Raw genomic sequence first — 18,131 nt, 5'->3', positions numbered from 1 at the left:
ATGAGGAAGCTATATACATTCTTAAGCTTGTTCTTCATGGCAGCAGTTATGGTCGCTCAGACCCCTACTGGTGATGTGATGATCAAGAACGGAACAGTGTTGACCGTAACGAACGGAACACTAGAGAACACAGACATTTTGGTCCGTGACGGTAAGATCCGAAGAATCGGAAAGAACTTGAGAACACCAAATGGTGTCATGGAAGTAGATGCAACAGGTAAATTCGTGATGCCAGGCATTATTGATGCCCACTCGCACATTGCCGGTTCAGCCATCAATGAAGGCACCAGCCAGGTGACAGCAGAAGTGAGCATGGAAGATGTAGTGGATCCACTAGACGTTTCCATTTACAGAGCCCTAGCAGGTGGTGTAACATCCATTCACTTGATGCATGGTTCAGCCAACGTGATTGGTGGACAAAATGAAACCATGAAATTGCGCTATGGCACCACTAACCCTGACGATCTACGATTTGAAGGAGCTCCACGTACGATCAAATTTGCATTGGGTGAAAATCCAACAAGAGGTGGTCGTTCTAGAGGTATTCAACCACAATCGCGTATGGGGGTTGAAAACATGCTGAGAAACGCGTTTACGCAAGCCGTAGAATACAAAAAAGAATGGACCGCTTACAACGCGAACAAAGATCCGCGTAAAGTAGCGCCTGAATACGATCTGAGAATGCAAACCTTGGTCGACATCATGAATGGTGACGTATTGGTGCATTGCCACTCTTATAGAGCGGATGAGATCTACATGTTGTTGAAAGTTTTCAGCGATTTCAATATCCCGAAGATTACGTTCCAGCACGCCAACGAAGCCTACAAAGTTGCCCCTGAATTGGCTGCTTTTGGTGCCAGTGCTTCTGTATTCGCTGATTGGTGGGCATACAAGCTAGAAGTATACTACTCTACTGCCTACAATGCGGCGATCTTAACAGAAAACGGTGTATTGACATCCATCAACTCTGATTCAGGAGAATTGATCAGACACCTGTTCCACGAAGCGGCGAAGACGCAGAAATATGGAGAATTGACTGACGACCAGGCCTTGGCCTTGATCACCTTGAACCCTGCTAAACAGCTGGGCATCGATAACAGAGTAGGTTCTTTAGAAGAAGGTAAAGATGCTGACATTGCCATTTTCGACAAGCATCCTCTTTCTGTATATGCCATTCCTCAAATGACATTTGTTGATGGCGTGAAGTATTTCGACATCGCGAATGATGGTGACGATCAGCGCATCTACATCAATCCCGAGTCTAGCATCAGTGAGATCACATTGTACGAAAGACACAATGATCACAGATGTATGGAAGGTGCTTTCTTGAACATGGAAGAATACTTCTCAACCTTTAAAAAATAAATGAGATGAAATCGACAATAAATAAATTATTCACCCTGCTTTTTGCCTTTATCATTTTCGCCGGTAGCAGTTTTGCACAAGAAGATGATCAGGTACTCAAAGCAAGAAGTGGAAAATTTGCATTAACCAATGCAAAGATCTTCACAGTAACCAACGGTGTCATTGAAAACGGCACGCTGTTGATCTCTAATGGCATCATTGAAGCGGTGGGCACGAACGTGACCATCCCGGCCGATGCTGAAGTGATCGATGTGCAGGGAAAAGAAATTTACCCAGGCATGATCGATAGTGGCACCACGCTCGGCTTGTCTGAGATCGGTAGTATTTCTGAAGCGCAAGACTTTAGAGAGTTTGGAGACATCACCCCTCAAATGCAGGCTTTGACTGCTGTAAACCCGAATTCTGTTGCCATTCCGGTAACAAGAGTAAGTGGTGTAACCACCGTATGGACCATGCCACAAGGCGGACCACTGCCTGGTACCGCAGCATCCATCAATTTGTTCGGTTATACTCCTGATCAAATGTTTGCTGGGTCAAAAGGTGTTGTCATGAACTTCCCTTCTACCCCAACAGGCTGGAGAGCAAGACGACTTTCAGAAGCGCAGAAGAAAGAGCGTTTGGAAAGAGCCTTGAAAACCATCAACGATGCTTGGGATAAAGCAGAACTTTATGCGAAGATCGAAAATGCAGATGATGTTCGGGCATATCCTGAAATCGAAGCTTTGGTTCCTGTTATCAAAGGAGAATTAACGCTTTTCGTTGAGGCAAATGCTGCAGCAGACATTACCGCTGCCATTAGTTGGATCAAAGAAAGAGGTTATGAAAAAGTAGTTTTGACTGGTGTAGCAGAAGGATGGAGAGTAGCTGATGAAATTGCCGCTTCCGGCCTATCGGTTATTACAGGTCCTGTTCAGGCCATTCCAACAAGACAATCCGATCGTTTTGATGCGGCATATGCGAATCCAGCTGTTTTACAGAAAGCTGGTGTCAAAGTTGCCCTGAGAACCATGGAAGCTGAAAACGTAAGGAACCTTCCTTACCATGCAGGTTTCGCTGCGGCTTACGGGATGGGTCGTGAAGAAGCCTTGAAAGCGATAACGATCAATGCAGCAGAAATCCTTGGAGTTGGCGATCAAATCGGTTCGATCGAAGTGGGCAAAAAAGCGAACGTTTTTGTCGCCACTGGCGATCCGTTTGAAACTGCCACTAAGATCACTGACCTGTTCATCGATGGCTATAAGGTACCGATGACTTCTCGTCAGATCAGATTGTATGACGAATTCATGAATAGAACACCAGGTGTTGACAAGACAAAGCCTGTGATCGATATCAAGAAGAAATAAGTCCTTAGATTAAATTATTGAAAAAAGCACTGTCAACCGGCAGTGCTTTTTTTATGGCCATCAATTCAACTATTTTTGCGAAATAGATGTTAGTCCTGCGAAAGGGCAGATTCATGAGCAAAAGAGTAGTTGTTGGTTTATCGGGTGGTGTTGATTCTAGCGTCACAGCTCACTTGTTAGTCGAACAAGGCTATGAAGTGATCGGCATGTTCATGCGCAATTGGGTGGATGATTCAGTGATCATCAGCGATGAGTGCCCTTGGGTAGAAGACAGCAACGATGCCTTGGCCGTGGCAGAAAAGTTGGGCATCCCCTTTCATGTGATCGATTTAAGCGCCCAATACAAAGAGCGCATTGTGGATTACATGTTTCGAGAATACGAGCAAGGACGAACACCCAATCCGGATATCCTCTGCAATCGAGAGGTAAAGTTCGATATCTTTTTGAATGCCGCCCTCAAGCTCAAAGCAGACTACGTGGCTACCGGTCACTATGTGCAAAAAGAAACCATTGTAAAAGACGGTAAAGAGGTCCACCGTTTGTTAGCCGGAGCTGATCCAAACAAAGACCAGAGTTACTTCCTCTGTCAATTGAATCAGCAACAGCTCGCTCATGCCCTCTTCCCCATTGGCCATTTGCAAAAGTCTCAAGTTCGAGAGATCGCTAAAGCTGCAGATCTAATTACTGCTGAAAAGAAAGACTCCCAAGGCTTATGTTTTATCGGGAAAGTCAGGCTGCCGGATTTCCTTCAACAACAATTACAACCCAAGACTGGGGAAATCAGAGAATTGAGCGCTGATGCAGCTAATTTCCAATCGTATCAACTAAATGGGAAGGCTACATTTACAACACAGCGTGAAAAACTGGAATTCCTCACCAAACCTTACGAATACATGCCCAGTGATGGTCAAGTAGTCGGTCAGCACCAGGGAGCTCATTACTATACCATTGGACAGCGTAAAGGACTAGGCGTTGGCGGAAGCCCAGAACCACTCTTTGTTATTGAAAAGGATACGGAGCACAATGTGATCTATACCGGACAAGGGGAAAATCATCCCGGCCTCTTGCGCAAAGGATTATTCGTTCCTAGAGGCATGGCCCATTGGGTGAGGCCAGACTTGGCATTGACCGTAGGCGAATCAAAAAAATACACGGCGCGCATACGTTACAGACAAGTGCTCGAACCAGTTGAGTTGTTCAGTGAAGCAGACGGACTCTATTTTATTTTTGACAACTATCAGAAAGGCATCGCACCTGGACAGTTTGTGGCGTGGCATGAGGACAATGAATTGATCGGCTCAGGCGAAATCGCCTAACGATTAAACTTTTCACAGACAAAACTGTCTAACACGAAACAGATTAGAACATGAGAAGAATATCACTCTTACTTTCATTTTTAATTTTCATTGGGGTTTCATCTGCAATCGCCCAAGGTGGCGGGCAAGCCAGAGCCCAGCGACAATCTCCTGAAGAGATGGCTAAAACCAGAGCAGACCTCTTTCAAGAAAAATTTGGTCTATCCGACGAACAACATAAATCACTTTATGAGCTATTGCTTAAAAACCAGCAACAATCTAGAGAGAAAATGATGGCGCTACGCGAATCTGGTGACAGAGAGGCCATGCAAACGGCTATGGAAGAAGCCAGAACCGAATTGGAAAAGGAAATGAAATTGATTTTCAATGAGAACCAATGGGTGCTCTATGAAAAATGGAAAGAAGAAAACCCGCCCATGCAAAGAAGGAGACGCGGTGGAGGAAACTAGTACTTAACAAAGAATGATTCCGTTCAAAGTCCTTTCAGTAATGTCAGGGCTTTTTTTATGCCAATCATTTCATTTTACTTGTCTCATTTTGATACAATTCCTACAGGCAGACTCAACTATACATCTGTGACAACTGCCAATGGTAATGTATTGATCCTGAATGCCGATGATGCCATGCTATTTACTTCGCGCATCGCCCTGCAATCGTCATTTCAGAAAGTGGTGACCGAAAGTCATCCCAAACGACTCGAGAGTATTTTAGAAAAAGAGCACTTCGATGTCATCGTACTCGATCTGAATTTATCTTTTGGATTAACCGGGGGAAAAGAAAGCATCAAAATTTTAAAGAGAATATTTTCATTTTTCCCAGATGCACAAGTTTTGCTGACGGCAGATTATGGTGAAACGGACGTTGCCCTAGAGGCAATACAACTCGGGGCTAAAGACTATTTAGTCAAGCCCTGGTCAAAAGAAAAGTTGATCACCTGAGTTCACCTGCTAATTGAATTGGGGCAACTGAATGCCAGTAGTAAGTATGCACAAAAAAGACCAAAGACAGACCCCCTGACGGAAACAATTGAGCAAATATTCTTTGACGGTAAATCCAAGACCTTTAAAACATTTGTGCAAAGCCTTGAACAACTGAACAAGGCCAATCACTACCTGCTGTTCGGAGAAAAAGGAACAAGACATGACCTGGTAGCCAAAAGAATGCATGACCTTTCAGCACAAGCGGGTCAACTCATCTCCCTTAATTTGGTAGACTACTCCCCCGAAGAGCAAATAGGGCTATTTAGTGGATCAGATGAGGCAAGTGTCATTGAACTGGCCAATGAGGGAACCTTATTTTTAGAATACATTGAGCTGATTACGCCACAAGCTCAAGCCAAATTATTGGATACCATCCAATTCAAAGAGTTCAGGTCTCCGAAAGACATTAAAGGCACCAAGATCGAATTGAGAATCATTGCCAGTTCAACAAAAGCCCTTGCTGAGCTCAAAAACACAGAACAATTAAAACCTGATTTTATCCAGATTTTCGAGCCCCGCGTGGTAGAATCACCGAGCTTGAGAAGTCGGCTGGATGACCTTGAAAAGATGATCAGGGCATTGTTGAAGAGCTTCGGACCACGATATGGTAAACACAATTTTCGACTGAACGAGACGACCTTGCAAGAATTGACCAATTACCCATGGCCCGGAAATTTTCAAGAATTGATTTTAGTCTGTGAGCGAGTATGTCAGACAGCAAAAGGTCATCTTTTGACGACAAGTGATTTTATTCCAGCTGTGGCAACCCCATCAAACAACTCTCAGGATCTCAGCATTGATGAGTTGGAGAAAAAAGCCATCCAAGACGCCATCCGGTTCAATGATGGCAACTTGACAAAGGCGGCAAAAACACTCGGATTGGGCCGCAGTACACTATACAGAAAAATGACAAAATACCGATTGCAGTTAGTTGAGGTGATCCAAATGTGTATATTCATACGTTCTTAATTAACCAAGAGATCAACCTTAACCATTACCCTATTCCTCCTAAGCCTCTGTTGTCAAGCTCAAAACCTCGCCGATATCTCTCAGCGCATTAGAGAGAGTCAGATGATGGATGAAACCGTCGAGTGGAAATACTACGGTACATTTGACGGCCAACTAAGGGGTGTCAATAACGAAATGAGCGCCTATTTGGAGACGCTTGAACCCAACACGACAGTTCGCATGTACCTGGTGGCAAAAACAGACTGCATTGTCTACTTTGATGTTACCGATAGAGAGAATGCCTATGTTTTCGGTACGAGAGATCCTATTAGTCTTGAGAGTGATTTAGGCAATGGTTTCAAGGGAGCTACGTCCATGTTTACCTTTGAGGAGAACTTCATGCTCAATGTGAATTTTGGCCTGAGATGGGGATGTAAAACAATGATCAACACAGAAATGAAGCTCTTGGTCTTTTATGCCAACCGCAATGCGGAAAAGCCTTAGCGTAATCAAAATTCAACCGAAGTCCCTCCCTCTCTGAGCATAAAACCTTTTGGATGCTCTTCGTCATCAAAATGAACAAGTAGTTGCAACTTGTCTCGCTTTCCTTCTGAAAAGTTCAAGTTTCTTGGTTTCATTTTTTTAGCTAAATTCTATGCAAATCTCAGCACTATGGACCCTAAAAAATCTTCACGTCGAACCTTTATAAAAAATTCTGCCCTGGCAGCGACAGCTTTCACAATTGTTCCTCGTCATGTACTTGGTAAAGGATTCAGAGCTCCTTCTGACACCCTCTACCTTGCAGGTATTGGCGTCGGTGGCAAAGGTTACTCTGATTTAGCCGAATGTGCTAAGAGCGATGCGGTTAAAATTGTGGCATTGTGCGATGTGGACGACCGAAGAGCTGAGCGCGCCATCGACCAATGGAAAGGCATCCCCTATTACAAAGATTACCGTGAAATGCTCGAAAAGGAAGAGGCCATTGATGCGGTCACTATCTCCACTCCTGATCACATGCATGCCATACAGGCCATGGCAGCCATGGAACGTAGCAAGCACGTCTATGTGCAGAAACCTTTGACGCATGACATTGCCGAAGCACGCCAACTCACCCAAGCGGCGCACCAATACAAAGTGGTCACTCAGATGGGCAATCAAGGTGCATCGGGCGATGGTGTTCGAAAAATGCAAGAATGGTACAATGCAGGATTGATCGGTGACGTAACCGAGGTTTGGTGTTGGACCAATCGTCCGGTTTGGCCACAAGGCATTCCATTGCCGAAAGAAAAGAAAATGGATGTTCCTACTGAATTAGACTGGGACCTTTGGCTAGGTACCGCTCCGAATAAGGACTACATCGACAACTTAGTCCCTTTTAATTGGAGAGGCTGGTGGGACTATGGAACCGGAGCCTTGGGAGATATGGCATGCCACATCATTGAACCGGCCTTCAAAACACTGCAACTGGGTTATCCTACAGCAGTAGAAGCCTCTGTTGGCTCGGTCTATGTCGGTGAGTTTCAACGTGGCTATTTCCCTGAGAGTTGTCCACCCTCTTCGCATATCATACTTGATTTCCCTGAAAGAGAAGGAAAATCGGCACTGAAACTACACTGGATGGATGGTGGCATTCAGCCCACTCGACCAGAAGGGCTTGGGGCTAATGAGCAAATGGGAGACGGAGGAAATGGAGTGATCATGAAGGGAACCGAAGGTACCATGATGTGCAATACCTATGGCATCAATCCTCGACTGATTCCTACCCAACTCACAGACGAGATCAACGTACCAGAGACACTTGCTCGTGTTCCCGAGGGCCATTACGTCCAATGGGTCAATGCCTGCATGGCGGGTTATGGCAAGCAGGAATGTAGTTCTGATTTTGATATTGCCGGTCCACTCACCGAAAGTATTCTCATGGGCAATCTGGCGCTACGAAGTTTCGACATTAGAAGAAGAGGAAGCAACAACCAATGGGAATACCCAGGCCGTTACATCAAATTACTCTGGGATGGAGATAACATGAAGATCACTAATTTTGACGAAGCCAACCAATTTGTGAAGAGAGACTATAGAACAGGCTGGTAATGAGCAAAATACAGTGTTACATTGCACAGTCTCTTGATGGCTATATCGCAAGAGCTGACCAAGGCATTGATTGGCTAGAGAATATCGAGGTTCCTGAAGGTTCAGATATGGGTTATGCCGCGTTTTATTCCGGAATCGACACAGTCGTTATGGGTCGAAAAACCTACGACCAGGTCTTGGGCTTTGACGTGCCTTGGCCCTACGCAGATGCACAATCTCATGTCATTTCCTCAGCTAAGGATTACCAGATACAAACACCAAATACGTGCTTGGTTCATGATATAAGCCAGGAATGGATCAATAAAATAAGAACAGCCAGCCGAAAAAACATTTGGCTCATTGGAGGTGGCCAATTGGTTTCTCAATTCTTACAACTCGATGCGCTGGATGAATTGATCTTAACGATCATACCCATCATTCTTGGCGATGGTATCCGTTTATTCCCCGATATCCCTCCAGAAACCACCTTCAAGCTGCGCCAGACGACAGACTTTGGGAATGATGTAGTGACCTTGCATTATGTAAGGCGTTAAAATCAATGACATAAATCAGCAGGTTTTATGGCTATAGTCACTACTTGGCGAAGAATTGAAATGTACTTTGAAGCATTAAATGCTTCGCCATGAAAACCTTGATTGCATATTGTAGTAGACATGGCAGCGCTCAGAAGATCGCTCATTTAATGTCACAAGAGCTGCATCACACTTCCGTTCGCTTGCTTGACCTCAAAATGGAGAAGGCTCCCCATAAGATAGAGGATTACGATCAAGTGGTCATTGGAGGTAGTATTCACTATGGGAAAATTCAACACGAAGTGAGGGATTTCTGCACCGTACACCTCAAGGCATTGCTCCAAAAAAGGTTAGGCTTATATATGTGTTACATGCTGGAAGACAAGGCAGAAGAAGAATTCAATGAGGCCTTTCCAGAGTTGCTTCGTAACCATGCCACTGCCTTGGGTTTCTTTGGTGGTGAATACTTACTGGATCAAATGGACTTTATCGATAGTTTCGTCACCCAAAACATCATGCATAAACGCGAGAATGAATTCAGGCTAGATGAAGCGGCTTTTAATTCCTTCATTACCAAAATGAACTTCACCCTTCAATCCTAAGGCTCTTCTACAAACCAATCCAAACAGTTTTCTCCTTTTGGGCTAGTCCTTTATAATTCCCTTTTTCTCCAATTAGCCATTAGAAATGGCTGAAACATGAGAATTCTTTTATAGATTCAGGGGTCCAACATGAACACTGAACAGTATACTTTACCCAAGCAACCCCCTATGTGGGTCTCCTATTTGGTTTGCGGCCGTTTGCTTCATGCGTCTACCTTTTTGTTTTTACTGGAGTCTTACCTCTATTGGCTTCCACTTGAACGTGCCATTGACAATCAATCCACTTTATGGATCTTATTTTGGGCATGGTGCTTCCTTTTTTCCTTCATCCATATATTTCTCGTCACTGCCGACGCTTGGTCGAGGTTTCAAAACTATAAACGAGCGAAAGATCAACTCTTTGAATACGGTTTTCAACCCCGTGTGGTAAACCATTACATCGGCTCGAAATGCCAGCGCTTAGCAGTTGAAACTGCTGCCAGAGAATTGGGCTATGGTCAAAAGGTCAAGAAACAGTTTCGCTTGATGGGGTATCGCTGGTACCACTATATCCCTGATTTTATGATCAAAGACCCGCTGTTTCTAATTAAACCTTACTTCTGGAAAAGGACATTTTTGGAAAAGCATTACACACCTAAATATAATTTTGAAGCGCTATCTGCTCAGCCCCTTGCGGAATGATCAAGACGAGCAACCTCACAAAAAGATATGGGCAACTGACGGCCCTGGAGCAAGTCACCTTTTCTGTTCAACGAGGTGAAATAGCCGGTGTCTTAGGACCAAATGGGGCAGGAAAAACGACCTTGTTTAAAATACTCACAGGGCTCATTAAGGCGACCTCCGGAAGCTTCTCAATTGAGTCAGCAAAACCGAAAAAAATTGGCGCCATCATAGAAAACCCGCAGCTCTATGAATACCTCTCGGCACAAGAAAATCTACAGGCCTTTGCTCAATATCAACAATTGGCCCTAAGCAAAGCAGACGTCATGGCCTTATTGACCTCTGTTGGTCTAGACCCGAATAGAAAGGATCAAGTCAAGAACTTCTCACTAGGCATGAAGCAACGTCTCGGCATAGCAACGGCATTATTGAATGCACCTGATGCCTTGATCCTTGACGAACCTTTTCTTGGACTCGACCCCATGGGAATGAAAGACCTTCGTGAAATGCTCATCAGGCTTGCTAAAGAAGAACATATGGCCATTCTCGTGTCAAGTCATCAATTAGAAGAACTCAGCAAGGTGTGTGAACAATTGCATCTCTTGCAACAAGGAAAGATCATTAACTCAGGGAGAACCGCTGAGATCTTGCACAAAGCAACACAACAGTATCGACTTGTTGGCGCTGGCATTGGCACATCCCCTCTTTTAGCACCTTTTACCAAAGAAATACATGGAGACGTAACTCTCTTTTCATCTACGCCGGCCGAAGCAAAGGCTATTATTAAGGCCTTGATCCTGGAAGGGCATGATATCGAATCCTTCGGTCCAGAACTCAACTTAAACGACCTTTATTCAGACCAATGATGTCATTAGCGAAAATAGAGTTGTTTAAACTGTTGCGGCAAAAGCGCACGCTTTATGGAGTTGGAGTGATCTTCGCGATAGAATTGTTCATCGTAGCCGGTGCCTACGTACAGGGCAAGGACATCCTCGAGCTACTGCTGGAAAACTTATCGAAGAACTTTGTGCTGGAAGGCAACCTGATGAATGGTAATTTGGTCATGTACCTTGTGCTCAACTCACTATGGTTCAACTTTCCATTGATCATGATGATCTTAGTATCCGGTATCTTAACCAATGAGTACAAAGACGGCACCATACAAACCATTTTCTTGCAAGCCGTAAGCAAGCGTCAATTCATCCTAGGCAAATTCACTACTGCGATTGTATTTTCCATATTAGTCAGCCTTTTTGTGCTTGTGACCTCTCTACTTATGGCCTATTCCATTTTTGGAAATGGAGACCTTATCACCTATTTGGCGGGCTTGAATTTTTTTCCACCAGAGCAGGCGCTTCATCGCATTCTCGTTGGATTCGCTTCTGGCATTCTCTTAATGATCTTCTATGCGGTCACCAGTATCAGCTTAGCCGTCTGGTTCAAAGATCAAACGATCACATGGATTCTCTGTGCTTTTGTACTGATTTTCAATGGTTTGTTGTTGAAAGTAGATTTTGGGGTATTTAATCAGTGGCTTTTACCCAAGATGACCAATGCCTGGCAACAGTTCTTTTACTTTAAGCTCAATTGGTCGTTAATTACGCATCAACACCTCCTGCTGTTGTGCTATACCATTCTTATTGGCGTTTTAGGGGGGGTAAGTTTTATGAAAAAGGAAATCGGATGAGGTTATTGATCTGTACGCTTGCCAGCATGATGGCCATGCACTTGTCCGCACAGCAGTTACCTACCTTGCTGCAAAAGACAAAAGATAAAATCGAAGGCGTTGAACGTGCAGAGGGAGAAGTCAGACTTCGGCTTGATGTGGACTTCATCAATATGCCGGAGAAATCAGCACAATTGCTTTATCAGAAAGGAGAACCCATTGCCTATACTTCCGAAAACTTCATCTTCATTCCAAAAAGGGGATTAGACTTGAGCTGGTCCAACCTATTTGCTGTCGATTTTCTGACAGTCGATAGAGGACTCATTGAGGAAGGCGGAAAAGAGCTTCAGGTATATACCATTATTCCGAATGATCAAACGGCAGACTTTGCAATCATGACCATTAAGGTGGACACAGAGGCTTATCAAATCGTTGGCGCTGAGATCTCTACGAAAAATGAAGGCACCTTTCTTTTAGAATTGAGCTATACGACCAATCAAGCGTTACCGAGTCAGGTAATCGCCAGTTTTGAAATGGAAAAGGTCCGCATACCCTTGAATTTCATGGGCAGTGACACCGAAATTGATCGCAAAGCCATGAAGTCTCAAGGACAGAAAACGGGCCTTGTCTATCTAGATTTTACCTGGTCGACTATTAAGCCATAACAGGAAGACTTTGCATAACTGCCTTGGCAGCATTCCTTCCCTCTGCGATTGCCCAAACTACTAGGCTTTGCCCTCTCCTACAATCTCCTGCCGCATACACATTTGACTTCGAGGTTCTAAATCCCGTAGTTTTGATATTTCCAAGATCATTCAGCTCTAAATCGAACATTCCCGGTAATGAGGATTCAGGTTTTGTGAACCCGATGGCTAAAAGTGCCAATTCGCAAGGAATTAATTCTTCAGATCCTTCGATCTCCTTAAACTTGAATGCCGCTTTATCGGTCCATTGAATCTTTACTGTTTCAATGTGAGTCAGCTCACCTGAAGTATTCCCAACAAATCGCTTCGTGAGAACAGACCAATCGCGGGCAACACCTTCTTCATGTGAAGTAGAATTGCGTAGGAGCATTGGCCATTCGGGCCACGGATTTTCAATGCTCCGGGCAGTTGCCGGTTTGTCCATTAGTTCTATCTGGGTCACGGACTTTGCTAACTGTCGATTACTCGTACCAACGCAGTCGGCCCCGGTATCACCACCACCAATGACAACTACATTTTTATTATCTGCACTATATGTTTCATTAACAACCGCTATCTCTTTAGCTATCAATTGGTTCTGGTGCTTAAGAAAACCCATTGCAAACTCAACTCCCTTTAGTGTACGGCCAGGAATTGTAAGGTCTCGAGGTACAGTGGAACCTGTACAGATGACTATTGAATCAAATTGTTTTTCAATACTTTCTGCAGTGATATCCTTTCCTATTTCTACACCAAGCTGGAAACAAATACCGGATTCCCTAAGAAGCTCAACCCTCCGCTCGACTACCTTTTTATCTAGTTTGAAATCCGGAATACCATATCGAAGTAATCCACCTGCTTGATTTTCACGTTCAAAGATCGTCACCTGAAACCCCTGCTTTCGCAGTTCTTCAGCGGCAGCTAGGCCGGCTGGACCAGAGCCAATAACAGCCACTTTCTCACTTCTCTCTTGTTCAACGGTAATTGGCTGTTCCCATCCTTCTAAAAAAGCCTTTTCACTGATCTCCTTTTCAATGTGCTCGATATTGACCGCAGCATTATTCAAGCCAAGAACACAGCTCACTTCACAGGGTGCAGGACATATTCTGCCTGTAAATTCTGGAAAATTGTTCGTTTCTTTCAATACGCCCCACGCTTCTTTCCATTCACCGCGATAAACTGCATCATTAAAGTCTGGAATCTTATTACCTAAGGGACATCCATCTTGACAGAAAGGAATACCACAATCCATACAGCGCGAAGCTTGTTCTTGATAGTCCTTTTCCTTCCAAGACATTGTGAAATCACCAAAATGAGTTACGCGTTCTTCAGGTAATTGCATCAGTTTTGATGCCCTCTTATGCTTCAAAAATCCTTTGACGTCTCCCATTATACAATTGCGTTTTTAAAGTTTCTATCTGCTTCCATTACCCTTTTGTATTCCTTAGGAATCACCTTCACAAATTTTGAGTGACTGATTTCCCATTGTGTCAATAGTTCAAGTGCTCGAACGGAATTCGTATAACGGTGGTGCTTGTCAAGCATCATGTACAAAAAGTTCACATCATCCTCTTCTAGGTATTCTAATGAGACGAGTTCGGTATTACATCTTGAAGTAAAATCAAATCCATCTTCAAAAACATAGGCAATTCCACCACTCATTCCTGCTGCAAAATTCTTTCCTGTCTCTCCAATGATCACCACTCGTCCGCCAGTCATATACTCACAACCATGATCACCAACCCCCTCGACAACAGCCTTAACACCCGAATTTCGAACGGCAAATCGTTCACCTGCTTGTCCATTACAGTATAAACGACCTCTTGTGGCTCCATATAAGGCCACATTCCCAATAAGAATATTCTCATGTGCTTTGCATGGACTTTCCATTGATGGATAGATGACAAGTTTTCCTCCAGATAGGCCCTTACCAACATAGTCATTTGCTTCCCCTTCCAAATTGAAGGTCATGCCATGAGAAAGAAAGGCGCCAAAACTTTGACCCGCTGTTCCTTTAAAATCTGCGGTAATCGTTCCGTCAGCTAAGCCTTCGGGACCGAATGATTTCGCAAATTTTCCAGATAGCATGGCGCCAACTGTCCGCTGTTCTGACCTAATTTCTTGTTGGAATCTAACCCTTACGTTTTGATCAAAAACAGGACTTGATAGTCTTATTAATTGGTGATCTAGCACATCAACCGTTCGATCAGGTTGCTGCTGTGATTTAAATTGCGTCTTATCTTGCCCTAAATATGGATTATCTAGCAATGCACTTAGATCAAGCGTGCCTGTTTTTTCTTGAGCTTTTTCCTTATTGAATTTGAGAAGATCTGTTCTACCGACCAATTCATTCACCGTTCGAACACCCAATGATGCCATGAGCTCACGCAATTCTTCTGCCATCATGGTGAAGAAATTGACCACATGCTCCACTTTTCCGGTATATAAGTTTCTCAGTGTTGGATTCTGTGTAGCAACGCCAACGGGACAAGTATTTAAATGACACTTACGCATCATTACACATCCCTGAACAACCAATACAGCAGTAGCTACCCCCCATTCTTCAGCACCCAACATTGTCGCAATCGCTAAATCTCTAGCTGTTTTGATCTGGCCATCTGTTTGTAGTTTCACACGTGAACGAAGGCCATTGCGCATCAAGGTTTGATGTGTTTCTGCCAAGCCAATCTCCCAAGGAATACCTGCATGCTGAATAGAGCCTAAAGGAGAAGCACCGGTCCCTCCATCATGTCCTGAAATTAGAATGTTGTCTGCGTTGGCTTTGGCAACCCCAGCAGCTATGGTACCCACACCAGCTGCCGCCACTAATTTCACGTTCAATTCAGCCTTTGGATTCACATTCTTTAAATCGAAAATAAGTTGTGCCAAATCTTCGATGGAATAAATATCATGATGTGGCGGAGGTGAGATCAACGTAACTCCTGGTGTTGAATGCCTGATTCTAGCAATGTTCTTATCTACTTTTAAGCCAGGTAACTGTCCACCTTCTCCAGGTTTAGCTCCCTGGGCAATCTTGATTTGTATCTCATCCGCATTAACCAAATAATGAGCTGTCACTCCAAACCGACCTGAAGCGACCTGTTTAGTAGCGGATCTTGCTAATAATCCATCGTCACCGACAGTATATCGCTCGGCATCTTCACCTCCTTCTCCTGAATTAGATTTTGCTCCAATCATATTCATTGCTTTTGCAATGGTGGTATGGGCTTCCTCAGAAATAGATCCGAAAGACATAGCCCCTGTAGCAAAACGCTTCATGATTTCCTTGGCAGACTCGACCTCTTCTAGTGGGATAGACTGTCCTTCTTTGATATCAAGAAGACTCCTGAGCGTTACTTTGCCCGCTTCCTGCTCATCAATGAGTTGACTGTATTGCCTAAAAAGTCTTTTATCGTTGAGTTTGGTAGATTTCTGAAGTAAATGAATGGTCTTTGGATTGAACAGATGTTGTTCCCCTTCCTTTCTCCATTGGTAGATTCCTCCATCTTTTAGCTTCCCTCCATTTTGTAACTTAACAAAGTCTTGATTGGCAATAAGATCAGCTTCTAATTCTTCAAATGTTTTCCCCCCAATGCTATTTCTGGATCCCTTAAAGCATTTGTTAACCACATCATCAGAAAGTCCCAGCACTTCGAAAATTTGAGCACTCTCATAGGACTGCAGCGTCGAAATACCCATTTTTGATAAGATCTTGCGCAATCCGTAATTCACACCCTCTATATAGTTTGAAACAGCCCGTGATTTATCATCTCCAACTATCTCTCCCAAACTAGCAAGAGCCAAATAAGGATAGACTGCACTAGCTCCATAGCCCAGCAATGTGGCATAATGATGCGTTTCCGTAGCGTCACCCGCCTCAACAATGATACTGGCGCGTGAACGCAATCCATTTTTAATCAAATGGTGATGAACAGCCCCAACACTTAGCAAAGATGGTATAGCAAGCTCATCAGTAACGTATCGATTACTGATCAGAAGTAAATTCACACCAGCTTTTACGGCAGAAAGGGCTTGATCGCAAAGCGTATCAAGGGCAGCAGATAAATTGGTTCGCCTGTTATCATAGGTCGCATTTAGCCGCGTACTTTTGAAGCCTAGTTTGTAATTCATCAAAACATTCAATTCATGTTTCTGTAGAATTGGCTGCTCTAATTTGATCTTTTTCGATGTTGGATCATTGTCTTCCAACAGATTGTTTGATTGCCCCAAATAGGTGACCAAAGACATTACCGCTTTTTCTCTGATTGGATCAATGGCCGGATTACTCACTTGCGCGAATAACTGTCTTAAATAATTAGATACGTGTGCACTTCTCTTCGCAAAAACAGCAAGTGGAGCATCATTCCCCATAGACCCTATTGGTTCTGCGCCTGTTTCAGCCATTGGTGTCAATATGAATTTCAGATCTTCCTTAGAATAGCCAAAGCTCAATTGCTCCAGTAATAATTCTTCTATATGCTCAGGCCCATTTCCTTCTTCAGTGAAAAGATCAGCCCCTTCAATGATCAGCTTTTCGTTCCATTCTTGATAAGGATACTTATTGGCGATTCTCTCTTTGATCGTATCGTCTTCCTCAACCGTGTTTTCTAATAGATCAACAAGTAACATTTGTCCAGGCTTGAGCTTGCCTCTTCTCAAGATATCCTTTTGCGGAACGTCTACAATGCCTGCCTCAGAGGCAAAAATCACACGGTTGTCTGTGGTAACGGCATAACGCGTAGGCCTTAGTCCGTTCCGGTCAATACAAGCTCCAATTTTGTTGCCATCAGTAAAGCAAAGGGCCGCCGGACCGTCCCACGGCTCTAAAAAGGTAGCATGGTATGCATAGAAAGCGCGCAATTCTTCGCTGAGATCTTCATCTGCTCGCCAAGCTGGAGGCACCAACATGGCCATGACGCGTTCAATATCTCTCCCCCCTAAAAGCAACAATTCTACCGCCATATCCAAGTTGGCAGAATCCGAAAATTCAGCCTTACAAATGGGCAGCAACAGCTCAATTTCTTGTTTTGTAAAATGAGTGCTCTTCATTAACGACTCGCGACTCAACATTTTATTGATATTCCCTTTGATCGTGTTGATCTCGCCGTTGTGCGCGATATAGCGGAAAGGCTGCGCTAGACGCCATTCAGGTAAGGTATTGGTTGAAAAACGTGAGTGAACGATAGCAAATGAAGAAATAAATCCTTCAACTTTCAGATCTGGATAATACTCGTCGATCTGCCAAGTTCTTAGTTCTCCTTTGTAGATCAAGGTATGCACAGAACATGAAGCCATATAAAATGACTTGGCATCCTCAAAATGCGCGGCATACTTTTCAGCCAATTTCCTGAAAACATACAGCTTGCGATTAAGTGCTATACCCGATGTTTTCTCCGAAGCTTGGATGAAAAACTGACGAACCTCCGGTTCATTTGATTTGGCAAAATTCCCCAGCTGTGTATCATTCGTGGGTACTGTTCGCTCCCAAATGATCTCAAGCCCTAGTTCCTGCGCCGCTAAGTTGATTTGTTTGATGAACAGATGAGTTCCGTGCTTGGGGATAAAGGTCATGGCGATACCATAGGATTCTGGTTTAGGTAATCTAATCCCCTGTTTTTGAGCCTCAGCATGAAAGAAACCATGTGGAATCTGCAACATGATTCCAGCCCCGTCACCAGTTTGGTCGTCAGCTGCAACTCCACCTCTGTGCTCCATCCGATGAAGCATTTTTAAGCCATCGACGACAACCAAATGACTCGGCTTGTTATCAATTTTTGCAATGAAACCAATGCCGCAGGCATCTTTTTCAAATTCTTCTCTGTATAACCCTCTCTGCATATCTCCTATTGTTGGCAATCGTTTACGGTCATTCTCGGGTGAGAATCCGGAAGTATGTTAGGAATTTCGCTTCTTGACGATAGACTGGAAAATCACATTATGGTGATTATATGATGGTCAAAGGGTAAAA

Annotated in this window: 17 protein-coding genes; 14 read left to right on the top strand and 3 right to left on the bottom strand. The window is 43.9% G+C overall.

The window, feature by feature from the left end:
- The 7 genes from AC2D6U_RS04425 to AC2D6U_RS04395 all read left to right on the top strand — a co-directional run bounded on the left by AC2D6U_RS04425 (window position 1) and on the right by AC2D6U_RS04395 (window position 6,456).
- On the top strand, window positions 1-1,365 hold the full coding sequence (locus AC2D6U_RS04425; protein ID WP_484719737.1) for an amidohydrolase: 1,365 nt from the start codon (window positions 1-3) through the stop codon (window positions 1,363-1,365).
- A 5-nt stretch (window positions 1,366-1,370) separates the two neighbouring features.
- Window positions 1,371-2,708, top strand: a complete 1,338-nt coding sequence (locus tag AC2D6U_RS04420) for an amidohydrolase family protein (RefSeq protein ID WP_484719736.1) — start codon at window positions 1,371-1,373, stop codon at window positions 2,706-2,708.
- 113 nt (window positions 2,709-2,821) lie between these two features.
- Window positions 2,822-4,024 (top strand): tRNA 2-thiouridine(34) synthase MnmA, encoded by a 1,203-nt coding sequence (gene mnmA, locus AC2D6U_RS04415; RefSeq protein ID WP_484719735.1) that lies wholly within the window; start codon window positions 2,822-2,824, stop codon window positions 4,022-4,024.
- Window positions 4,025-4,074: 50 nt separating this feature from the next.
- Window positions 4,075-4,473: a hypothetical protein gene (locus AC2D6U_RS04410; RefSeq protein WP_484719734.1), complete on the top strand. Its 399-nt coding sequence runs from the start codon at window positions 4,075-4,077 to the stop codon at window positions 4,471-4,473.
- 57 nt (window positions 4,474-4,530) lie between these two features.
- On the top strand, window positions 4,531-4,962 hold the full coding sequence (locus tag AC2D6U_RS04405; RefSeq protein WP_484719733.1) for a response regulator: 432 nt from the start codon (window positions 4,531-4,533) through the stop codon (window positions 4,960-4,962).
- Between the two features lie 18 nt (window positions 4,963-4,980).
- Window positions 4,981-5,973: a sigma-54-dependent transcriptional regulator gene (locus tag AC2D6U_RS04400; RefSeq protein WP_484719732.1), complete on the top strand. Its 993-nt coding sequence runs from the start codon at window positions 4,981-4,983 to the stop codon at window positions 5,971-5,973.
- Window positions 5,974-6,075: 102 nt separating this feature from the next.
- Entirely contained in the window at window positions 6,076-6,456 is a 381-nt protein-coding gene (locus AC2D6U_RS04395) for a hypothetical protein (protein WP_484719731.1), read from the top strand.
- Window positions 6,457-6,461: 5 nt separating this feature from the next.
- Here AC2D6U_RS04395 and AC2D6U_RS04390 read toward each other — a convergent pair whose 3' ends face one another.
- On the bottom strand, window positions 6,462-6,590 hold the full coding sequence (locus tag AC2D6U_RS04390; protein ID WP_484719730.1) for a hypothetical protein: 129 nt from the start codon (window positions 6,588-6,590) through the stop codon (window positions 6,462-6,464).
- Window positions 6,591-6,624: 34 nt separating this feature from the next.
- Between AC2D6U_RS04390 and AC2D6U_RS04385 the strand changes: the two genes are divergently transcribed.
- From AC2D6U_RS04385 to AC2D6U_RS04355, 7 genes are all read left to right on the top strand, one after another.
- Complete coding sequence (locus tag AC2D6U_RS04385) at window positions 6,625-8,040, top strand: Gfo/Idh/MocA family protein (RefSeq protein ID WP_484719729.1); 1,416 nt, start codon at window positions 6,625-6,627, stop codon at window positions 8,038-8,040.
- Window positions 8,040-8,573, top strand: a complete 534-nt coding sequence (locus AC2D6U_RS04380; RefSeq protein ID WP_484719728.1) for a dihydrofolate reductase family protein — start codon at window positions 8,040-8,042, stop codon at window positions 8,571-8,573. Before AC2D6U_RS04385 ends, AC2D6U_RS04380 begins: the two co-directional genes overlap by 1 nt.
- An 89-nt stretch (window positions 8,574-8,662) precedes the next feature.
- Window positions 8,663-9,154, top strand: a complete 492-nt coding sequence (locus AC2D6U_RS04375; protein ID WP_484719727.1) for a flavodoxin domain-containing protein — start codon at window positions 8,663-8,665, stop codon at window positions 9,152-9,154.
- A 129-nt stretch (window positions 9,155-9,283) separates the two neighbouring features.
- A complete protein-coding gene (locus AC2D6U_RS04370; protein WP_484719726.1) occupies window positions 9,284-9,835 on the top strand; it encodes a hypothetical protein in 552 nt (183 codons plus the stop codon).
- A complete protein-coding gene (locus tag AC2D6U_RS04365) occupies window positions 9,832-10,680 on the top strand; it encodes an ABC transporter ATP-binding protein (protein WP_484719725.1) in 849 nt (282 codons plus the stop codon). Before AC2D6U_RS04370 ends, AC2D6U_RS04365 begins: the two co-directional genes overlap by 4 nt.
- A complete protein-coding gene (locus AC2D6U_RS04360) occupies window positions 10,677-11,501 on the top strand; it encodes an ABC transporter permease (protein WP_484719724.1) in 825 nt (274 codons plus the stop codon). Before AC2D6U_RS04365 ends, AC2D6U_RS04360 begins: the two co-directional genes overlap by 4 nt.
- Entirely contained in the window at window positions 11,498-12,145 is a 648-nt protein-coding gene (locus tag AC2D6U_RS04355) for a hypothetical protein (RefSeq protein ID WP_484719723.1), read from the top strand. Before AC2D6U_RS04360 ends, AC2D6U_RS04355 begins: the two co-directional genes overlap by 4 nt.
- On the opposite strand, the gene AC2D6U_RS04350 is transcribed toward AC2D6U_RS04355, so the two are convergent.
- Entirely contained in the window at window positions 12,135-13,532 is a 1,398-nt protein-coding gene (locus AC2D6U_RS04350; RefSeq protein WP_484719722.1) for a glutamate synthase subunit beta, read from the bottom strand. The genes AC2D6U_RS04355 and AC2D6U_RS04350 overlap by 11 nt on opposite strands.
- A gap of 20 nt (window positions 13,533-13,552) precedes the next feature.
- On the bottom strand, window positions 13,553-18,001 hold the full coding sequence (gene gltB, locus AC2D6U_RS04345; RefSeq protein WP_484719721.1) for a glutamate synthase large subunit: 4,449 nt from the start codon (window positions 17,999-18,001) through the stop codon (window positions 13,553-13,555).
- Window positions 18,002-18,131 lie beyond the last annotated feature (130 nt).

Source organism: Roseivirga sp. YIW32, assembly GCF_057219245.1.
Note: the sequence above shows the minus strand (reverse complement) of the source record. Positions and strands in the feature narration are given on the sequence as shown.